The organism is uncultured Parvibaculum sp. (assembly GCF_963975745.1).
Taxonomy (GTDB): Bacteria; Pseudomonadota; Alphaproteobacteria; order Parvibaculales; family Parvibaculaceae; genus Parvibaculum.
On record NZ_CAXBIB010000013.1, the window covers coordinates 80,419 to 99,494 of the forward strand.

The 19,076-nt window shown below is 68.9% G+C and carries 24 protein-coding genes; 18 read left to right on the top strand and 6 right to left on the bottom strand.

Annotation, left to right across the window (positions count from 1 at the left end):
- From AAC071_RS11720 to AAC071_RS11755, 8 genes are all read left to right on the top strand, one after another.
- A complete protein-coding gene (locus AAC071_RS11720) occupies nucleotides 1-411 on the top strand; it encodes a DUF6511 domain-containing protein (protein ID WP_339832739.1) in 411 nt (136 codons plus the stop codon).
- A complete protein-coding gene (locus tag AAC071_RS11725) occupies nucleotides 408-1,178 on the top strand; it encodes a hypothetical protein (protein WP_339832741.1) in 771 nt (256 codons plus the stop codon). Before AAC071_RS11720 ends, AAC071_RS11725 begins: the two co-directional genes overlap by 4 nt.
- A complete protein-coding gene (locus AAC071_RS11730; RefSeq protein WP_339832743.1) occupies nucleotides 1,175-3,496 on the top strand; it encodes an AAA family ATPase in 2,322 nt (773 codons plus the stop codon). Before AAC071_RS11725 ends, AAC071_RS11730 begins: the two co-directional genes overlap by 4 nt.
- 340 nt (nucleotides 3,497-3,836) lie before the next feature.
- Entirely contained in the window at nucleotides 3,837-4,376 is a 540-nt protein-coding gene (locus AAC071_RS11735; protein WP_339832745.1) for a hypothetical protein, read from the top strand.
- Entirely contained in the window at nucleotides 4,373-4,573 is a 201-nt protein-coding gene (locus AAC071_RS11740) for a hypothetical protein (protein ID WP_339832747.1), read from the top strand. The genes AAC071_RS11735 and AAC071_RS11740 overlap by 4 nt, the downstream gene beginning before the upstream one ends.
- Nucleotides 4,566-4,946, top strand: a complete 381-nt coding sequence (locus tag AAC071_RS11745) for a DUF6362 family protein (RefSeq protein ID WP_339832749.1) — start codon at nucleotides 4,566-4,568, stop codon at nucleotides 4,944-4,946. The genes AAC071_RS11740 and AAC071_RS11745 overlap by 8 nt, the downstream gene beginning before the upstream one ends.
- A gap of 416 nt (nucleotides 4,947-5,362) precedes the next feature.
- Complete coding sequence (locus tag AAC071_RS11750; protein ID WP_339832751.1) at nucleotides 5,363-6,739, top strand: ParB N-terminal domain-containing protein; 1,377 nt, start codon at nucleotides 5,363-5,365, stop codon at nucleotides 6,737-6,739.
- A complete protein-coding gene (locus AAC071_RS11755; protein WP_339832753.1) occupies nucleotides 6,736-6,960 on the top strand; it encodes a hypothetical protein in 225 nt (74 codons plus the stop codon). Before AAC071_RS11750 ends, AAC071_RS11755 begins: the two co-directional genes overlap by 4 nt.
- Before the next feature lie 53 nt (nucleotides 6,961-7,013).
- Here AAC071_RS11755 and AAC071_RS11760 read toward each other — a convergent pair whose 3' ends face one another.
- Nucleotides 7,014-7,586, bottom strand: coding sequence for a DUF3489 domain-containing protein (locus tag AAC071_RS11760; protein ID WP_339832755.1), 573 nt, complete (start codon nucleotides 7,584-7,586; stop codon nucleotides 7,014-7,016).
- Nucleotides 7,587-7,676: 90 nt separating this feature from the next.
- Complete coding sequence (locus AAC071_RS11765; RefSeq protein ID WP_339832757.1) at nucleotides 7,677-7,901, bottom strand: hypothetical protein; 225 nt, start codon at nucleotides 7,899-7,901, stop codon at nucleotides 7,677-7,679.
- Nucleotides 7,902-8,012: 111 nt separating this feature from the next.
- On the opposite strand from AAC071_RS11765, the gene AAC071_RS11770 reads away from it, so the two are divergent.
- From AAC071_RS11770 to AAC071_RS11805, 8 genes are all read left to right on the top strand, one after another.
- Nucleotides 8,013-8,609, top strand: coding sequence for a hypothetical protein (locus AAC071_RS11770; protein WP_339832759.1), 597 nt, complete (start codon nucleotides 8,013-8,015; stop codon nucleotides 8,607-8,609).
- Entirely contained in the window at nucleotides 8,557-10,563 is a 2,007-nt protein-coding gene (locus AAC071_RS11775; RefSeq protein ID WP_339832761.1) for a phage terminase large subunit family protein, read from the top strand. Before AAC071_RS11770 ends, AAC071_RS11775 begins: the two co-directional genes overlap by 53 nt.
- A gap of 2 nt (nucleotides 10,564-10,565) precedes the next feature.
- Complete coding sequence (locus AAC071_RS11780) at nucleotides 10,566-10,775, top strand: hypothetical protein (RefSeq protein ID WP_339832762.1); 210 nt, start codon at nucleotides 10,566-10,568, stop codon at nucleotides 10,773-10,775.
- Nucleotides 10,775-12,304 carry a phage portal protein gene (locus AAC071_RS11785; protein WP_339832765.1) on the top strand — a complete coding sequence of 510 codons (1,530 nt, stop codon included), beginning with the start codon at nucleotides 10,775-10,777 and terminating at the stop codon, nucleotides 12,302-12,304. The genes AAC071_RS11780 and AAC071_RS11785 overlap by 1 nt, the downstream gene beginning before the upstream one ends.
- A 5-nt stretch (nucleotides 12,305-12,309) precedes the next feature.
- Nucleotides 12,310-14,364: a prohead protease/major capsid protein fusion protein gene (locus tag AAC071_RS11790; protein WP_339832767.1), complete on the top strand. Its 2,055-nt coding sequence runs from the start codon at nucleotides 12,310-12,312 to the stop codon at nucleotides 14,362-14,364.
- Nucleotides 14,365-14,443: 79 nt separating this feature from the next.
- Complete coding sequence (locus AAC071_RS11795) at nucleotides 14,444-14,779, top strand: DUF2190 family protein (protein ID WP_339832769.1); 336 nt, start codon at nucleotides 14,444-14,446, stop codon at nucleotides 14,777-14,779.
- Nucleotides 14,779-15,090, top strand: a complete 312-nt coding sequence (locus AAC071_RS11800) for a hypothetical protein (protein WP_339832771.1) — start codon at nucleotides 14,779-14,781, stop codon at nucleotides 15,088-15,090. Before AAC071_RS11795 ends, AAC071_RS11800 begins: the two co-directional genes overlap by 1 nt.
- A 5-nt stretch (nucleotides 15,091-15,095) precedes the next feature.
- Nucleotides 15,096-15,725 (top strand): DUF6441 family protein, encoded by a 630-nt coding sequence (locus AAC071_RS11805; protein WP_339832772.1) that lies wholly within the window; start codon nucleotides 15,096-15,098, stop codon nucleotides 15,723-15,725.
- Between the two features lie 50 nt (nucleotides 15,726-15,775).
- Here the strand turns inward: AAC071_RS11805 and merA are convergent, their stop codons facing one another.
- The 4 genes from merA to AAC071_RS11825 are packed head-to-tail and all read right to left on the bottom strand — an operon-like array spanning nucleotide 15,776 to nucleotide 18,156.
- Nucleotides 15,776-17,212: a mercury(II) reductase gene (gene merA, locus AAC071_RS11810; RefSeq protein WP_339832774.1), complete on the bottom strand. Its 1,437-nt coding sequence runs from the start codon at nucleotides 17,210-17,212 to the stop codon at nucleotides 15,776-15,778.
- Entirely contained in the window at nucleotides 17,205-17,438 is a 234-nt protein-coding gene (merF, locus tag AAC071_RS11815; protein ID WP_339832776.1) for a mercury resistance system transport protein MerF, read from the bottom strand. The genes merA and merF overlap by 8 nt, the downstream gene beginning before the upstream one ends.
- A 4-nt stretch (nucleotides 17,439-17,442) precedes the next feature.
- Nucleotides 17,443-17,748 (bottom strand): cation transporter, encoded by a 306-nt coding sequence (locus AAC071_RS11820; RefSeq protein WP_339832778.1) that lies wholly within the window; start codon nucleotides 17,746-17,748, stop codon nucleotides 17,443-17,445.
- 18 nt (nucleotides 17,749-17,766) lie between these two features.
- Nucleotides 17,767-18,156, bottom strand: a complete 390-nt coding sequence (locus tag AAC071_RS11825; RefSeq protein ID WP_339832780.1) for a mercuric transporter MerT family protein — start codon at nucleotides 18,154-18,156, stop codon at nucleotides 17,767-17,769.
- Between the two features lie 76 nt (nucleotides 18,157-18,232).
- Between AAC071_RS11825 and AAC071_RS11830 the strand changes: the two genes are divergently transcribed.
- Together AAC071_RS11830 and AAC071_RS11835 are read left to right on the top strand one after the other, a co-directional pair.
- Nucleotides 18,233-18,658, top strand: a complete 426-nt coding sequence (locus AAC071_RS11830) for a helix-turn-helix domain-containing protein (protein WP_339832781.1) — start codon at nucleotides 18,233-18,235, stop codon at nucleotides 18,656-18,658.
- Nucleotides 18,655-19,071, top strand: a complete 417-nt coding sequence (locus tag AAC071_RS11835; protein ID WP_339832782.1) for a hypothetical protein — start codon at nucleotides 18,655-18,657, stop codon at nucleotides 19,069-19,071. Before AAC071_RS11830 ends, AAC071_RS11835 begins: the two co-directional genes overlap by 4 nt.
- Nucleotides 19,072-19,076 lie beyond the last annotated feature (5 nt).

Here is a 19,076-nt window from a genome sequence, read left to right on the forward strand (position 1 = left end):
ATGCTCACATCCACCCCCATCACCGCCGAGGACCGGCGGCGGCTCTGGCATCCGCGTGGGACGCTCTGTGCCGTCTGCCGGCAACCCACCCGTGGTTTTGGCTGGTTCGATCCGCACCGGTCGAAGCAGCCCCGGCCTTCGGTCTGGTTCTGCTCGATGCCCTGCCAGTCCTTCTGGACGCGCTTGGCGCGGGAGCGTTTCGCCATGGTTGACCTGACCGAGGAGGAGCGCGCCGCGATCACCGCCACCATGAAGCGCGTGGCGCTGCTGATGGACGAGATCGGCTGGGCCACCCCGCTTGCCGAACTCACCGAGGCTCAGGTGCGCGCGCTGATCGAGGAAGCCGTCGAGGGCTTCCGCGAGGCCATGTCCGACATCGCCCGGGCGCAGACGCCGGAGGTGCCGTTTTGACCCTCGATTACAATCATCGCCCCAGCTTCGCGGAGCAGGTCAACGCCGCCGTCGACCGGGCGCTCACCGCCGATCAGGCGACGCGGCCGCCCCGCGACTACCTCGGCGGCTCGCGCCTCGGTCATGCCTGCGAGCGCGCCCTTCAGTTCGAGTTCACGGCGACGCCGAAGGACGAGGGCCAGGACTTCTCTGGCCAGTCACTGCGCATCTTCGCCATCGGCCACGCGCTCGAGGATCTGGCCGTCGCCTGGCTGCGCGGCGCGGGCTTCGACCTCTACACGCGCAAGGGCAACCGGCCAGGTGGCGGCCAGTTCGGGTTCTCTGTCGCGGGCGGGCGCATTCGCGGTCATGTCGACGGCATCGTCACCGCCGGGCCCGAGGACTTCGGTCTGGCCGTTCCCGCGCTCTGGGAATGCAAGACGATGAATGCGAAGAACTGGCGCGCCTGCGTCAAGGACGGTGTGACCAAATCGAAGCCGGTCTATGCCGCCCAGATCGCGGTCTATCAGGCCTACATGGAAACCAGCGTGCCCGGTATCAGCGCCGCGCCCGCGCTCTTCACTGCGATCAACAAGGACACGGCCGAGATGCACCATGAGCTGGTGCCCTTCGACGCCGATCTCGCGCAGCGCATGTCCGACCGGGGCGTGCGGATCCTGCAGGCGACCGATGCGGGCGAGCTTCTGCCACGCGTCGCCACCACGCCCGAATTCTTCGAATGCCGCTTCTGCCCGTGGTTCGAGCGCTGCTGGAGGCTTCCGGCATGAGCGACGACGGCATCCTGCATTTCAACCCGTGGATGGATTTCAACGACGGGCCGCCGTCCGAGAACCCCTTCGGCTGCGACCCCGACCCCGAGCAGATCGCCGTCTTCCTCGACACCGTGTTCAGCTGGTGCGAGGGGCTGATCCCGCTGCGCGGCTTCGTCGACAAGGGTCAGGGCCGGGACGGCAAGCCGCACAACATCTGGATCCCGGCGGACGACACCGCGCCCGAGAAACTCGCGACCTTCGCCGGATGGGCGAACCGCGAGGGCGCCGCCGTCTATGTCATTCCCGGCACGGTCGAGGAACAGGGCCAGGCCCGCGCCGCCGATGTGCTGCAGATGCAGGCCATCGTCGTCGATCTCGACGCGGGTGACATCCCGGCCAAGCTGGACCATGTCACCCGCCACCTCGGCCCGCCCACGCTCATTATCGAAAGCGGCGGGCGCACGCCCGAGGGTGCGACGAAGCTCCATGTCTGGTGGAAACTGACCGAACCGGCCGAGGGCGAGGATCTGGCCACCCTCTGTCGCCTGCGCGGCGAGATCGCCGTGAAGGTCGGCGGCGACACGCATTTCCGCTCGGCACACCAGCCGATCCGGGTGCCCGGCACCGTCTATCACAAGCACGGCCACCAGCGCCTCGTGCAGATCCGCGAACATCGCGACGTCGAGGTGGACCTTGTGGATTTCGCCGAACGGGTCGCCGAGATGCCGCCGCTGCCCGGCGTGGGCTTCGCCAGCGACGTCTCGGCCCCGCAGGCCAAGCCCGGCATCGACGCGGTGCTCACCACGCCGGTGCGCGAAGGCGCGGTGGACGACTGGTCCCGCTTCCAGGGGGCCAGTGCCGCCATCGGCCATTACGTGCGCCTGGTGCACGAGGGCCGCCTCGACCCCTTCGCGGGCTGGGCGGCGATCTGCGGCTACAACGCCGCCATGCTGCGCCCGTCCTGGCCGCTCGATCGGCTGATGGTCGAGTCCGAACGCCTCTGGGAGCTGCATGTGAAGCGCAACGGCCCGCCGCTCCTGCGCGCGGCCCGCGTCGACGCCCCGGCCAGCCCACTGCCGACATTCACCCTCGGCGCTCTCCTCGACGACACCAGTCCGATGCCCGAGGACATCATCGGGCCGCGCGTGCTGACCCCGGGCGGGCTCCTGGTGCTGGGCGGCGCGCCCAAGGTTGGCAAGAGCGACTTCCTGATCTCCTGGCTCGTGCACATGGCGGCGGGCGTGCAGTTCCTCGGCTTCACGCCGCCCCGGCCGCTGCGCGTGTTCTACCTTCAAGCCGAGATCCAGTATCACTACCTGCGCGAGCGCATGCAGCAGATCGCGCTGCCCGCCACCGTGATCGCCGCCGCGCGCGACACCTTCATCGCCACACCGAAGCTGAAGCTGCTGCTCGACGCGGAGGGCGTCGCCCGCGTTGCCGAGGCGATCCGGGCCGCATTCCCCGACGCGCCGCCCGACATCATCGTCATCGACCCGATCCGCAACCTCTTCGACGGCGGACCTGAGGGGGGCGGCGAGAACGACAATACCGCCATGATGTTCTTCCTGAAGGACCGGGTGGAGCTTCTCCGCGAGGCGGTCAATCCGGACGCGGGCGTCATGCTCGCCCACCACACCCGCAAGGCCAGCAAGCACCAGGTCAAGGACGATCCCTTCCTCGCGCTCTCCGGCGCCAGCGCGCTGCGCGGCTTCTACACCTCGGGGCTGCTCATGCACCGGCCCGACGAGGACAGCACCGTCCGCAGGCTGGAGATCGAGCTTCGGAACGGCCCCGCGCTGCCCGGCAAGCTGATCGACAAGGTGAAGGGCGAGTGGGTCGAGTTGAACCCGCTGAACGAGCGCCTGGTGCGCAAGGAGGTCGGCGCGAAACTCGACGCCGAACGGTTGCGCAAGCACGATGTCATCCTCGGCATGCTGCTGGACGAGGCGGCCAGCGAGCGCCTCTACACCGCCATGCAGTTCGCCGAGACCTTCGAGAACCGGGGCGGTCTGGGCAGCAAGCACACTATCCGCGAGCGCCTCAGCGTGCTGGCGACCAAAGGCTTCGTGAAGTTCCTGCGCGACCCCTCGGGGTTCGGCTTCCCCGTCACCCGGTCGCGGTTCGGCTATCTCTGCGTCGAGGGCATGCAGTTCGGCGCGCACGTAGAGGAGATCAATCCGGACACCGGCGAGGTCACCACGACCGCCCGTCCGGTCCTGCCCAGCCACTTCAAATGCCCCCAATCCGGGCTCTGCCTGCAGGTCGAAAACCCCGCCGTCTGGGTCTACCCGGAGGGGCTGGAGGACGACCTAACTCATATGAGTGAGGCCTGACTCATATGACAGCGCCAACTGTGCACTCAACGAAATCAACGGGTTACGGGCAAATAAGAGTTAGGTCCCTAACTCATGCCCGAAGACTTCATGAAATCTTATTCCGCAATGATTTCAGCTACTTGTCCTCTTCGGAACAGTTAGGTGTCAAACCCCCATACTACGTATGGGAGGGCCACCCCACAGGGTTGGCCACTCCTCCCATACGTCCGGGTCAGCCGCGCGCGCCGCCGTGACGGTCTGTTGTGCTTCCCGATCCGACGACGGCGGCCCCGTACCGCCAAGCACCAGACCGCCGTCGTCTTCCACCACCACAGGCCCCCGGCAAAGGAGACCCATCATGGCTCAGCCGACTCTGATCCCGAATTCCGACGGCGCAAGGTTTGAATCGCTGCCGCTCGACACGCCTCGCAACCGCTGCATCCTCGCGCTCGACCTCGGCACCTCGACCGGCTGGGCAATCCGCGGCCATGACGGTCTGATCACCAGCGGCACGGTCTCGCTGCGCCCCGGCCGCTTCGACGGTGGCGGCATGCGCTACCTGCGCTTTACCAACTGGCTGACCGAGATTGACCGGCTGTCCGGTCCTGTCGCCGCCATCTGGTTCGAGGAGGTCCGCCGCCACGCGGGCACCGACGCGAGCCACATCTACGGCGGGCTCATGGCCACGCTGACCGCATGGGCCGAGTTGCGGGGCGTTCCCTACGAGGGCGTCCCGGTCGGCACGATCAAGCGCCATGCCTCGGGCAAGGGCAACGCGGACAAGGCTGCCATGGTCACCGCCGTCCGCGCCCGAGGCTTCAGCCCCGCCGACAACAACGAGGCCGACGCCATCGCGCTCCTGCTTTGGGCGATCGAGACGAACGGGGGTGTCGCATGAGGTGGCATCCCCACGGCTTCGGTGGCCGGCGCCGCGATCCCGACCAGGTCAAGCGCGAGGGCTGGCGGGAACAGGGCGTCCTCGCGGTCTCCGCCGATGACGACCGCCTCACCTGGCCTGAGCGTGAACTGGTCCGCCAGCTGGGCGAGAAGCTATACGGCCCGCGCCCTTCCGACAGGGAGGCGCGCCATGGCTGATCGCGAATGGACCGCCGACTGCGTCGCCGATCATTTCGAGGAGGCGTTCCGCACCCTGCGCAAGCTGCCGCCGGTGAAGGCGCAGGGCTACTTCAACACCTGGCCCGACATCGTGCGGACCAGCCGCGAGATCGCGGCGATGGAACCCCAGCCGATGCGGGTCTGGCCCTCGGCCGCCGCGATCACCCGGCTCGAGCAGACTTTCGACTGGGTGCTATGGATCGAGGAGGCGGAGCGCAAGCTGGTCTGGTTCCGCGCGGCCCGCGTGCCGTGGAAGCAGATCAGCGGGGAACTCGGCTGCGACCGCACGACAGCATGGCGGCGCTGGCAACTGGCGCTGACGAAGATCGCTGCGCGCCTGAATGCGCAGTGACTCCAATGTGTTGCAACACTTTTTCCTTCGACATCTGCAACATGATCGTGCTATTCCGAAGGCAAGATGGGGAGAGTGCGCTGGAAAGCTCGCTCTCCCCTTTGCGTTGACGGGGACCTTCTGGACCCCGGTATCCAGCAAGGGTCCGGCCGGGGTCCAGCCCACGGCAGTTTCCGGTTCCTTCCTGGCGATATTCGTATGCTGGCGGGCGAAGCGCGGGACTTCGCCAGCGACAGGGCCGGATTTTTGGGAAGCCACCCGGAAGCCTGAGCCACTCACGCCCCGCGCAAACACCAATGAACGCTGGCCTTTCGACCGGACACCGCTGGTAGCCGCTGGACTCCGTGTGGAGTCCGGCACGGCATCCGGAGTCCGGAAGCCACCGGCATCCACCCGACCGAGGAACCTTGCCCGCCATGACGCTGAGCTTCGCCCCGGACGCGATCGAGACGTGGCCGCTGGCCAAGCTCCAGCCCTACGCGAAGAATGCGAAGGCGCATGGCGCGGATCAGGTCGCGAAGATCGCCGCCAGCATGGCCGAGTTCGGCTGGACCGTGCCCTGCCTCGTGGCCGAGGACGGCGAGCTGATTGCGGGCCATGGCCGGGTGCTGGCCGCGACGCAGCTCGGGCTGACCGAGGCCCCGGTCATCGTGCTCGGGCATCTGACCGAGGCACAGCGGCGGGCTTACCGGATCGCGGACAACAAGCTGACGGAGCTGGGCACCTGGGACGAGGCGCTGCTGTCGGCAGAACTGAACGACCTGCTGGCCGACGACTTCGACGTGTCGCTTGTCGGTTTCTCCGACGGCGAGCTCGACAAGCTGCTGGCCTACGTCGCGGAAGACGACGGTGAAGACGGTGGCGCCGGGGGCTCCGTGCCGCCGGTGACCATCCCCGAGCCACCGCGCAATCCGGCATCACGAACCGGGGATCTCTGGATCCTTGGCGACCACCGCCTGCTGTGCGGCGACAGCACCAGCGCCATCGATGTGCGTCGCCTGATGAATGGCGAGCGGGCGATCCTGTTCGCGACCGACCCGCCGTATCTGGTGGACTACGATGGCTCGAACCATCCGACGCGCAACAAGGACTGGTCGGCATCCTACGGCACAACATGGGATGACAGCAGCCAAGGCGCGGACCTCTACGACGGCTTCATTGCCGCTGCCGTTGCGGAAGCCATCGCCGAGGACGCCGCCTGGTATTGCTGGCACGCCTCGCGCCGCCAGGCGATGCTGGAAGCCTGCTGGGAAAAGGCGGGCGCCTTCGTGCACCAGCAGATCATCTGGGTGAAGGACCGCGGGGTTCTGACCCGTTCGCACTACCTGTGGAAACACGAGCCCTGTTTCATGGGCTGGCGGCGTCCGAACCGCCCGCCCAAGGTCGCCGAGGAAACACTGCCGTCGACATGGGCGCTGCCCAGCTTCGCCAAGGACGACCGGCCCGACCACCCCACGCCGAAGCCGCTCGACGCCTTCGGGATCCCGATGCGCCAGCACGTCGCCCGCGGCGGCCTCTGCTACGAGCCCTTCTCGGGCTCGGGTTCGCAGATCATGGCGGGCGAAGCCAACGGTCGCCGCGTCTTCGCGATGGAGATCAGCCCGGCCTATGTCGATGTCGCCGTGGAGCGTTGGCAGGCCGAGACCGGCCGAGACGCGATCCTCGACAGCGACGGCCGGACTTTCGCGCAGTTGAGGGCCGAGCGGCTGGGCGACGATGCCGCCCCCACGGCAGATGCGCCGAACACGGACGCCCCGCCCGAACCCGCGCGAAAGCGCAAGACCGCAGCATGAAACAGTCCCGCCTCATGTCGCTGGTCGAGTCCGTTGCCAACGTGATCGTCGGCTACGGAGTCGCGGTCGTGACGCAGATCCTGATCTTCCCGGTCTTCGGGCTGCACACGACGCTGGCGCAGAACCTGAAGATGGGCGCCATCTTCACTGTCCTGTCGATCGCCCGTTCCTTCGCCTTGCGTCGGGTGTTCGAGGCCATCCGGATGCGGAGCGCAAAATGATCGACCGCCGCCCCTGTGGGACGGCGGCCATCAACTTCTCGGGGTCCGGTGCCTCAGGCGGCGGGGAGTTTGTACACGCGCCCCCGATCCTCGACCTTCTCCGAGGTCACCTCGAGCCCGAGCTTCTTCTTCAGCGCCCCGGCCATCGCGCCGCGTACCGTGTGCGACTGCCAGCCCGTCGCGGCCATGATCTCCTCGATGGTCGCGCCGTCCGGCGCGCGCAACATGGCGATCAGGGTGGCCTGCTTGGTCCCCTCGCGCGGCGTGCGCGTTTTGGGCGCGGCCTCCGGTTCGTTGGGAGTGTCCGGGGCGGGCTCCTCGGTCGGCGCGTCCGTCGCGCCCGCAGGCGCGGGGTTCGCGTCCTCGGGCTCAATGCCGATGGCGGCGAGGCCTGCGTCGGTGGCGACCAGCGTGACGCCGTGGCCGTCGCCGGTTTCGCGCCAGACGGGCTCGCCCTTGCGCGTGTCGGCGTCGACCTCCTGCAGGAACCCCTTCGCGAGCATCGCGCCGACCACCTTGGCGGCGGCGCCGCCCCGCAGGCTCTCGGGCAGCGGCAGGGCGATGTGCTCGGGCCGCTGGGCGGCAGCGCTCAGGATCACGGCTTGGGTGTCGGAAAGCTTGGTCATCGTCGTCTCCCGTATCGGGGCGCGCGGAATGCGGGCCCTTCTACGAGGTCGAGCCCGCCAGTCGGCGGGCGGGACCGGGAGCGGGTCGTCTTACTCGGCGTGTTCGCCTTCGCTGAAGGCCATGTCGGTGATCTCGCGCAGCTTGGCGCGGTAGTGGTTCAGGGTGCCGACATGGCCCCAGTTGATCTCGTCGGGGTGTGTCTCGAAGTGGTCGGCGCTGAGGGCGGCGAGCCGCTCCAGCATCGCGTCGATCTCGGTCTTCGCGACGATGAAGGCGTCGAGGGCTTTCGTGTTGTCGGTCGCGCGGCGGGTCATCGGTGTGGCTCCTTGGTGAGTTGCATCGCTTCGTTGGACTGACGTTCGCTCCGGTCGCGACGCTTATCAACTCGATAAGCACATGATTTTGAATGGTAATCGGAGCCGTCAATGCAGGGCATGAGCGAGCGCCAGTACGCCGCCCATGTCGGGCTGTCGCGGGGCGCGATCCAGAAGGCGAAGACGGCCGAGCGGCTGGTCCTCTATCCCGATGGCAGCATCAACGCGGCCGCAAGTGATGCGCGGCGGGCGGAGACGACGGACCCGTCCAAGACGAGGAAGCCGCCCGCACCGAAGCTGAAGCCTGTCCCCGAGGCGGCAGTGGCCGCCGTCGGCGACACGCTGCGCGAGCAGGGGCTGGCGGTGCCCGCCGTCGGCGGCGGCACGACCTTCCTGCAGGCGAAGACCGCGAACGAGGTGCTGAAGGCGCAGGAACGGCGCATCCGTCTGCAGAAGCTGAAGGGGGAGTTGATCGAGCGGGCCCGCGCGCTGGCGCTGGTGTTCCGGCTGGCGCGTGAGGAACGGGACGCGTGGGTGAACTGGCCCGCGCGCGCGGCGGCGCTGATGGCGGCCGAACTCTCTGCCTCGTGCAGCGACGCGACGGGCCAGCAGATCACCGGGGAGCCAGCCGCGATGCAGAAGGTGCTGGAGAAACATGTACGCGCCCACCTCGACGAACTCGCCGAGGTCCGGCCCGACTTCCGGTGAGAGCGGCGATGGCCTGACGGACTTCGACGGCGCCGGCGAGATCCTGCGCGCCTGGGGCAACGGGCTGCGGCCAGACCCCGACCTGACCGTTTCGGAATGGGCGGACAGGCACCGGATGCTTTCGGGCCGCGCCTCGGCCGAACCCGGGCGATACCGCACGGTGCGCACGCCTTACATGCGCGAGATCATGGACCGGCTGTCGCCCGGCGATCCCACACAGCGGATCGTGTTCATGAAGGCTGCTCAGGTCGGCGCGACCGAGGCGGGCAACAACTGGATCGGGTTCGCCATCCACCAGGCGCCCGGCCCGATGCTGGCGGTCCAGCCCACCGTGGAACTGGCCAAGCGCAACTCGCGCCAGCGGATCGACCCGCTGATCGACGAGAGCCCCGAGCTGCGGGAGCGGGTGAAGCCCGCGCGATCCCGCGACGCGGGGAACACCATGCTGTCCAAGGAATTCGCGGGCGGCATCCTGATCATGACGGGCGCGAACTCGGCGGTCGGGCTGCGCTCGACCCCGGCGCGCTACATCTTCCTCGACGAGGTCGACGCCTATCCGGCCTCGGCCGACGAGGAAGGCGACCCGGTCACGCTGGCCGAGGCGCGCTCGCTGACCTTCGCCCACCGGCGCAAGGTCTTCCTGGTCTCGACGCCCACCATCCGGGGGCTGAGCCGGATCGAGCGCGAATACGAGGCATCGGACCAGCGCCGGTTCTTCGTGCCGTGCCCGCATTGCGGCCACGCACAATGGCTGAAGTTCGACCGGCTGCGCTGGCAGAAGGGCCGCCCGGAGACTGCGGAATATCACTGCGAGGGCTGCGACGCGGCAATCGCGGAGCATCACAAGACGGCGATGCTGGAGCGTGGCGAATGGCGGCCGACCGCCACGGCCGCCGATCCGACCACGGTCGGGTATCACCTCTCCGCACTCTATTCGCCGATCGGCTGGCTGAGCTGGGAGCGGATCGTGCGGGCTTGGGACGCGGCGCAAGGTTCGGATGAAGCGATCAAGGCGTTCCGCAACACGATCCTCGGCGAGACATGGGTCGAGACCGGAGAAGCCCCCGACTGGCAACGGCTCTACGACCGGCGCGAGCGCTGGACATCCGGCACGGTGCCCGCGGGCGGGCTGTTCCTGACCGCCGGGGCCGACGTGCAGAAGGACCGGATCGAGGTCGATGTCTGGGCCTGGGGTCGCGGGTTGGAAAGCTGGCTCGTCGATCACGTCGTGATCGAGGGCGGGCCCGACCGGCACGACGCCTGGTCGGAGCTGACCGGGCTGCTGGACAAAAGCTGGCCGCATGAACGCGGCGCGCATCTGCGCATTGCGCGACTTGCCATCGACACCGGGTACGAGGCTCCGGCGGTCTATTCTTGGTCGCGGGCGCAGGGGTTTGGGCAGGTGTCGCCGGTGAAGGGCGTCGAGGGGTTCAACCGCTCGAGCCCGGTGTCGGGGCCGACGTTCGTCGACGCGACCGAGGGCGGCAAGCGCTTGCGGCGCGGCGCGCGGCTGTGGACCGTGGCGGTGTCGACCTTCAAGGCCGAGACCTATCGCTTCCTGCGGCTGGCGCGGCCCACCGAAGAGGAGATGGCCGACGGGGCTGCGTTCCCGCCCGGCTCGGTGCATCTGCCGCATTGGGTCGAGAACGAATGGCTGAAGCAGTTCGTCGCCGAACAGCTGGTGACGGTGCGCACGAAGCGCGGCTTCGCCCGGCTGGAATGGCAGAAGCTGCGCGAACGCAACGAGGCGCTGGACTGCCGGGTCTACGCCCGCGCCGCCGCGTGGATCGCGGGCGCGGACCGCTGGCCGGACGAGAAATGGCGCGACCTCGAGGATCAGCTCGGGGCAGCCCCCGCCGACAGCGATCCCGCCGGGCAGATCAACCGGCCGGGACAGGCCCCGCAGGGCAAGCGCCGCTCCGACTGGCTCGGGCGGCGCGGAGGATGGTTTTGAACATGACCGAATGGACGGAAACCGAGCTCTCGGCTTTGCGCCGGGCCTATGCCAGCGGCACGACCCGGGTCAGCTATGACGGCAAGTCGGTGGATTACGGCTCGGCCGAGGATCTGCTCGCCCGGATCCGGACCATCGAGCGTGCCATCGCGGGCACCACACGGCCGTTGCCGGTAGCCGGGCTCGCTGGCTTCTCGCGCGGGGATCGCTGATGTCGGCCAACTGGTTTGATCACGCCGTCGCCACGGTGGCGCCCCGCATGGCCGCCCGCCGCGTGATGGCGCGACAAGCCTTCGAGACGCTGACGCGGGGCTACGACGGGGCTGCGCGCGGACGGCGCACAGAGGGCTGGCGCGCGCCGGGATCCTCGGCCGACACCGAGATCGGCGTGGCCGGAGCGCTCTTGCGCGACCGGATGCGCGATCTGGTGCGCAACAACCCGCATGCGGCGAAGGCCGTGGCGGTGCTGGTCAACAACATCATCGGCGCAGGCATCATGCCCCGCGCCGCCAGCGGAGACGACACGCTCGACCGCAAGGTCGACGCGCTGTTCGAGCGCTGGACGGCGGAGTGCGACGCCGACGGCCAGCTCGACTTCTACGGGCTGCAGACGCTGATCTGCCGCGAGATGGTCGAGGCGGGCGAGGTTCTGGCGCGCCGCCGTCTCCGGCGGGCATCAGATGGCCTGCCGGTGCCGCTGCAACTGCAGGTGCTGGAGGCCGATTTTCTCGATGCCACCAAGTCCGGCGCCTTCGGCGCGGGGCGGCTGGTGCAGGGGATCGAGTTCGACCCGCTCGGCAAGCGCCGGGCCTACTGGCTGCATGCCGAGCATCCGGGCGACGCTTACGGGGCCTTGCAGAACGGTCTGCAGAGTCGCCCGGTCCCGGCGAGCGAGATCGCCCACGTCTACGAGAAGCAGCGCACGCAGGCGCGCGGCGTTCCCTGGGGCGCGCCGGTGATCCGTAGCTTGCGCGATCTCGACGACTATGAAGTGGCCGAACTGGTCCGCAAGAAGACCGAGGCCTGCGTCACCGCCATCGTCTTCGGCGACGACGAAGCGCAGCAGGGCATTGCGCCCTCGGTGGTCGATGCAGACGGCAACCGGGTCGAACAGTTCGAACCGGGGCTGATCGCCTATGCCCGCGGCGGCAAGGACATCCGGTTCAACCAGCCGTCGGCCACCGGCGGCTACGGCGAATACAAGCGGGCGAGCCTGCACACCATCTCGGCCGGGTTCCGCGTGCCGTATGAATTGCTGACCGGGGACCTCTCCCAGGTCAACTATTCCTCGATCCGCGCGGGGCTCGTCGAGTTCCGCCGCCAGATCGACGCCGTCCAATGGCAGCTGTTCATCCCGATGTTCTGCGCGCCGGTGTGGCGCTGGTTCACCGAAGCCGCGTGGGCAGCAGGACAGATCCCGTCGCCGACCGTGCCGGTCGAGTGGTCGCCGCCGAAGTTCGAGGCGGTCGATCCGCAGAAGGACGCGATGGCGAACCTGCTGTCGATCCGTTCGGGCACCATGACGCTGGCCGAGGTGATCGCCCGGCAGGGTCGCAACCCCGATGCGGTGCTGGCCGAGATCGCCGCGACCAACGCGAAGCTCGACGCGCTCGGGCTGGTGCTCGACAGCGACCCGCGCCGCGTCACCAAGACCGGAAGCGCGCAGGCGAGCGATCCGGCGACTGACGACCCAACCGCCGACGCGGACAACGACCCGGCGCAGGCCGATCAACAGGACTGAGCTTCATGGACACGATGATCGAACTGCCGGCCATGCGCCGGTCGGCGGAACTTGCGCCGAACACGGCCGACGCCGACAGCCGCACCGTCGAGGTGGTCTGGTCGGCGGGCGCGCGCGTCCGCCGCGCGACCTTCTTCGGCGAGCCATACGACGAGGAACTGAGCCTCGACCCGGCCCATGTCCGCCTCGACCGGCTGAACGCGGGCGCTCCCTTCCTGAAGGTGCACGAGCTCGACACGCTCGACGCGGTGATCGGCTCGGTCGTGCCGGGCTCGGCCCGGATCGAGAACGGGCGCGGCATCGCCTTGGTGCGGATCAGCGAACGCGCCGACGTCGAGCCGATCTGGCGCGACATCCAGGCCGGGCACATCCGGGCGATCTCCATCGGCTACCAGGTCCACCGCTTCGAGGTCTCGAAGCCCGAGGCCGCCCGCGAACTGTGGCGCGCGGTGGACTGGACGCCCTTCGAGGTCTCCGCCGTCGCGGTCGGCGCCGATCCCGCCGCCGGTTTCCGCGCCCAGCATCCCCTTCACGACTGCGTCCTCCACCGCCGGGACGCCCCCACACCGCAAGGAGCATTCCCGATGACGGACAAGACCCAGACCCCGGCGAGCGACGCCGCCGCACCCGCCACCACCCAGCTGACCGCGCCGGTCGCAACCGAGGACACCACAATGACCGAGCCGAAAGCGGCGGCGCCCGAACCCAAGGTCGCTGCAGTCGAAACCCGGGCACAGCCCCACACCGCCCAGACCAGCGCGCCCGACACGGAGGCAGTCGCCACCCGCGCCCGCGAGGCCGAGCGCGATCGCGTCTCCACGATCTACGATCTGGCCGGGCGGCTGAACCTCGAGCGCGGTTTCGCCGAGGATCTGGTCAAGCGCGGCGTCAGCGTCGACGAGTCCCGCCGCCTGATCCTCGATCAGGTCGCCGCGAAGTCGGACGAGACCAGGACCTTCCCCCATGTCTCCATCCCGCTCGGCGGCCGGGACGAGCGCATCACCCGCCGCGACGCGGTGGCGAATGCGCTGCTGCACCGCTACAGCCCGACGCTGTTCCAGCTGGAGGACGCTGCCCGCCAGTACCGCGGCATGACGCTGCTGGAACTCGCCCGCGAAAGCCTCGGCAATGCCGGGGTCAACACGCGCGGCCTGTCGCGCGACGAGGTGGCGACGCGGGCGCTGCACTCGACCTCGGACTTCCCCGAGATCCTGTCGGCCGTCACCAACAAGACCCTGCGGCAGGCCTACGAGGCCTATCCCCGCACCTTCATGCTGTTCTGCCGCCAGGTGCTGGCCACCGACTTCAAGGCCATGCACCGGGTCCAGCTGGGCGAGGCCCCTCAGCTGCTGGAGGTCGGCGAGAGCGGCGAGTTCAAGCGCGGGACACTGGGCGAGAGCAAGGAGAGCTACAAGGTCAAGACCTATGGCCGGGTGGTCGCGATCACCCGCCAGACGCTGATCAACGACGATCTCGACGCCTTCACGCGCATCCCGGCGATGTACGGCAACTCCATCGCCCAGCTGGAGTCCGACGTGGTCTGGGGCATCATCACCGCCAACCCGGCGATGGCCGACGGCTCCGCGCTGTTCCACACCACGCACAAGAACCTCGCGGGCACTGGCACGGCGCTGGCGGTCGAGGCGGTGGGCGCTGCGCGCGCGGCGATGGCCAAGCAGACCGGGCTCGACAAGAAGACGGTGCTGAACGTCCGTCCTGCTTTCCTGATCGTGCCCGCCTCGCTGGAACTGAAGGCCGAGCAGCTGGTCGCCCAGAACCTGGTGCCCGCCGCGACGTCCAGCGTCGTGCCGCAGTCGATCCGCACGCTTGCGCCGATCAGCGAGCCGCGCCTCGACGCCGCCAGCGAGACCGCCTGGTATCTGGCGGCCAGCCCGAACCAGATCGACACCATCGAGTACGCCTATCTCGAGGGCCAGCAGGGCGCCTACATCGAGACGCGCAACGGCTTCGACGTCGACGGCGTCGAGATCAAGTGCCGCCTCGACTTCGGCGCCAAGGCCATCGACTGGCGCGGCCTCTACAAGAACCCGGGCGCATAACAGCACCCTGACATGCTGAACCCTGACACGCGGGCGGTCCTGACGGGCCGCCCTTCGTCTTTCCACGAGGATCACCCCCATGAAAAACTACGTCCAGCCCGGCAACACCATCACCCTGACCGCGCCCTATGCCGTCGCCTCGGGCGATGGCCTGCTCGTCGGCTCCATCTTCGGCATCGCCGCCGGGGACGCCGCCCTCGGCGAGCCCGTCGAGACCGCGCTCGTCGGCGTGTTCGACATCACAAAGGTCGGCTCCCAGGCCTGGACCGTCGGCGCCAGGGTCTATTGGGACGACACCAACAAGCGCTGCACGACCGTGGCAACCGACAACACCCTCATCGGTGTGGCCGTGGAGGCGGTGGCGAGCGGCGCGGGCGACACCATCGGCCGGGTGCGCCTGAACGCGACGTTCTGATGAGCGCCTTCGCAGCCGCTGTTGGCGCGCTCTTCGCCGATCCGAACATTGGCCGGGACGCGGTCTACATCGCCGACGGCGGCGCGCCTGTTCTGGTGCGCGCCGTCGCCAGGCGCGCGGATGCCGTCACCGACTTCGGCGACGCGCGGCTCTGGTCGGAAACCACGCGCATTGATCTGCGCGTCGCCGAGGTGGCGAACCCGCGCCCCGGCGACCGCATCGAGATCGATGGCGATGCCTTCCTCATTCAGGGCGAGCCTGCCCGCGACCGCGAGCGGCTCGTCTGGACCGTCGATCTGCGCCCGGCATGACCGCCATGAAGCTCAAGCTCGACATCGATCCCGACATCGTCGCGATGATTGCCGCCGAGGTCGCGGCGGGCGAACGCGCCGTAACTGCAGCCATGCGCGAGGCTGGAACCGGGCTGAAGTCGGCGTGGCGGCTGCAGATCACTGGCGCAGGGCTCGGCCCCCGGCTCGCCAACTCGATCCGGAGCCAGAACTTCCCGAGATCGGGCGAGAGCCTCGACGCGGCGGCGCTGGTCTGGTCCAAGGCTCCGGTCATCGTGGGCGCGCATGACACCGGCCCGCTGATCCGCTCGAAGAACGGGTTCTGGCTGGCGATCCCGCTGCCCGCCGCAGGCAAGTCCCTGCGGGGGGGCAGGATCACGCCCGGCGAATGGGAGCGCCGCCGTGGCCTGCGCCTGCGCTTCGTCTATCGCCGGACGGGCCCGAGCCTGCTGGTGGCGGAGGGACGGCTGAACACCAAGGGTCAGGCGGTGGTGTCGCGCTCGAAGACAGGGCGCGGAAAGGTCACCGCGCCGATCTTCCTGCTGGTGCCGCAGGTCAAGCTGCCGAAGCGGCTGGACCTCGCGCGGGATGCAGACCGGGCGCTGGACAGCGTGCCGGGGTTGATCGTGGCCAACTGGGTGGAGGGGCGGATTTGAAAATGCTGGATCGCCAAACGCCGCAGCCGGTCCGAGCCCGCGGGTTCGGGTCACCCCGCGCAGCACGACAGCTTCGCGACATCCATGTCGAAGGTCTGCGCGGCGAGCCTCACGCCCTCGACCGTGGTGAGATAGGGGAAGATCGTCTCGCCGAGCGCCTTCGTCGTCATGCCGGCCTTCAGCGCCATGACGAGCGTCTGGACACTGTCGGCCCCCTCCGGCGCCATGATGACGCCGCCCAGCAGGCGGTCGGTCGCCCGGTCCGCGACCAGCTTGATCAGGCCGCGCGTGTCGCGGGCGGCGAGCGCGCGAGGCACGTTGTCGAGGGTCAGCACGCTGGTCTTGACATCATGACCCGCCGCGCGCGCCTGCGCCTCGGTCAGCCCGACGCCGGCGACCTGCGGATCGGTGAACACCACCCACGGCATCGCGGCGTTGTCGTAGCGCTCCGCCCCGCCCAGCACGGCGTTGCGGGACGCGAGCTTGGCACCATAGGCGGCCATGTAGACGAACTGGTCGCGGTCGGTCACGTCGCCCGCCGCAAAGATGCCGGACTTCGTGGTCTGCATGTCGTCGCCAACCCGGATCGCACCGCGTGCGTCGGTCTCGACGCCCATCTCCGCGAGGCCCAGCCCCTCGGTGTTGGGTGCGCGTCCCGTCGTCAGGACGAGGCGGTCGGCCGTCAGTTCGCGCTCCGCGCCATTCACCGTCACGGTCAGCATCGCACGGTCCCCGTCGCGCCGCGCGGCGTGATAGGTTGCGCCGTCAAGAACCGTGACACCCTCGGCGCGCAAGGCCTCGGTGAGCGCCTGCGCCACCTCCGGCTCGGTGCGCGGCAACAGGCGCGAGCGGCAGACGATGGTGACGCGGGTGCCCATCCGCGCCATCATCTGCGCGAGTTCCACGCCGATATAGCCGCCGCCGAGAAAGATCAGGGTCTCGGGCAACCGGTCCAGCTCCAGCAGCGACGTGCTGTCGAGCGATGGTGCGTTCTGGACCCCAGGGATGTCGGGCACGGCGGGTCGGCCGCCGGTGGCGACGATGACCTTGGGTGCCGTGATCCTGCGCCCGCCGACATCGACACCGCCGGGAACGAGCCGCGCCGGACCCTCGTCGAGATAGGTCACACCGTCGTAGCCCGGCAGCAAATCCGCGTACTTCTTCTGGCGCAGCGTCGCGACCAGATTGTCCTTGGCCGCGACGAGAGCGGTCCAGTCGGCGACCTTCGCTTCGCCGACGAGGCCAGGAAACCGGGACGCCGCCTGCGCGCCGTGCAGGGCCTCGGCTGCGCGGATCATCGTCTTGGAGGGCACGCAACCCACGTTCACGCAGGTGCCGCCGATGGTGCCATGCCCGATGAGCGCGACGCGCTTTCCTCCTTCCGCGGCGGTGATCGCGGCCGAGAAGCCGGCCGATCCGGCGCCGATCACGGCAAGGTCGAAATCGCCCTTGGGCGCGCAGCAATCGTCTTTCATCAGGTCATCCATCCGTTCGAGTGTTCGGTCGCCGCTGCCGTCTCCAGGCCGCGTACACGGTCAGTGCGACGAAAAACGCGAGCGCGGGCAGCAGAACGTAGTCGAGCCAACCCAGCCAGGCCGACAGGCCCACGGCGCCCAGAAGCACCACGAGCACCGGCGTGAAGCAGCAGAGCGCCGCGATGACGGTGCCGACGATCCCTGTCGCGATCAGCTTGCGGTCGGACTGCTCGGTCATCCCGTCAGCCCGCGATGCGCGCCGGGTAGCCTGCATTGGCCGAGGCTGCCGCGATGGCGTCGGAGCTGGTCGTGGCGGTATCGAAGATCACCGTGGCGGTGCGGGCCTCGAAGTCGATCTCGACGGTGCGCACGCCATCGACGCCTTCCATCGCGCGTTTCACCGTCACTGGGCAGAGCGCGCAGGTCATGTTGTCGACCGCGAAGGTGACGGTCTGCTCGGCGGCGACGGTCTGCGCAGCAACAGGGATGACCGTGATCGGCGCAACGGCTGTCAGGCCGAACAGGGCAAGAGCAAGCATCTTCTTCATGAGGGTGTCCTTTCGGGGTCAGTAGAGAAGCGGGGCCCACCAGTCGATGGTGAGGGCTGCGACAACGAGGATCAGCGAGGCCCAGAGCGCGGTCTTGGTGATGCGCGCCGATGCTGGCCTTGCGCAGTAGGAACCGGGCTCGCAGACGGTCGGCTTGCGGAAATAGACCTGCCGGAACCCGGCCGCGATGAAGCCGAGCGCGATCACGGCGAAGATCGGCTTGTAAGGCTCCAGCGCCGTGAGGTTGCCGATCCAGGCCCCGGAGATGCCGAGGGTCAGCAGCACCAGCGGCCCGATGCAGCAGGCCGAGGCGAGAAAGGCGCCCACCACCCCGCCCGCCGCGAGCCAGCCCTTTCGGGCGGGGCGATCCGCTGCTGAGGTGTCCGTTCGGTCGTCCGTCAGCGCCATGTCGCGCACCTCTCGTCTGTGATTGAGGGGAGGTGTAGGGTCTGTAGTAACTACAGGCTCAAGAGGAAACTTGCCCATGACCGATCACGAGCGCGAGAGCGGCTTTACACGCGGCGACCTGGCCCGGGCGACCGGCTGCAACATCGAGACGATCCGCTATTACGAGAAGACCGGCCTGCTGCCCGACCCGCCCCGCACGGACGCCGGCTACCGGGTCTATTCCGCCGCACACGCCACACGCCTGCGCTTCATCCTGCGCGCCCGCGAACTCGGGTTCTCGATGGAGGACATCCGCGGGCTGATGGGGCTCGGCGACGGCGCCGCGCCGACCTGCGCGGAGGTCAAGGAAAGGACGGAGCGGCACCTTGCCGATGTCCGCGCGAGGATCGCGGATCTTCGGCGTATCGAGACCGTCCTCGCTGCAACCGCATCCAGGTGTTCGGGCGCCGAAGTCCCCGATTGTCCGGTGCTCGACGCGATTTCCAACTCGGCCGACCCATGACACCTCGCGAAACCATCCTCGCCGCGCTGTACGCACGGCTCTCGGCGCTGCCCGCCACGGCCCTGCGCGGCGAGGTGCTGCCCGAGCGCGAGCCGGCCGAGGGACTCCTGATCCTTCGCGACGGCGAACCGGGTGAGCCGGAGGTGACGCTGTCGCCCCTGCGCTACCACTACCAGCACCGCGCCGAGATCGAGGCTGTCGTGCAGGGCGCCGCCCGTGACGCCGCCTTCGACACGCTGATCGCCAGCGTCGGCGCGACGCTCGCCGCCGACCGCACGCTGGGCGGGCTTTGCGACTGGGTCGAGGCGGAAGCGCCGCGCCCGGTCGATCTGCCGGTCGAGGGCGCGGCCAGCCTGAAGGCCGCCGTGATCCCGGTGGTGCTGCACTATTCCACCGCCGATCCGCTCGGCTGATCCCG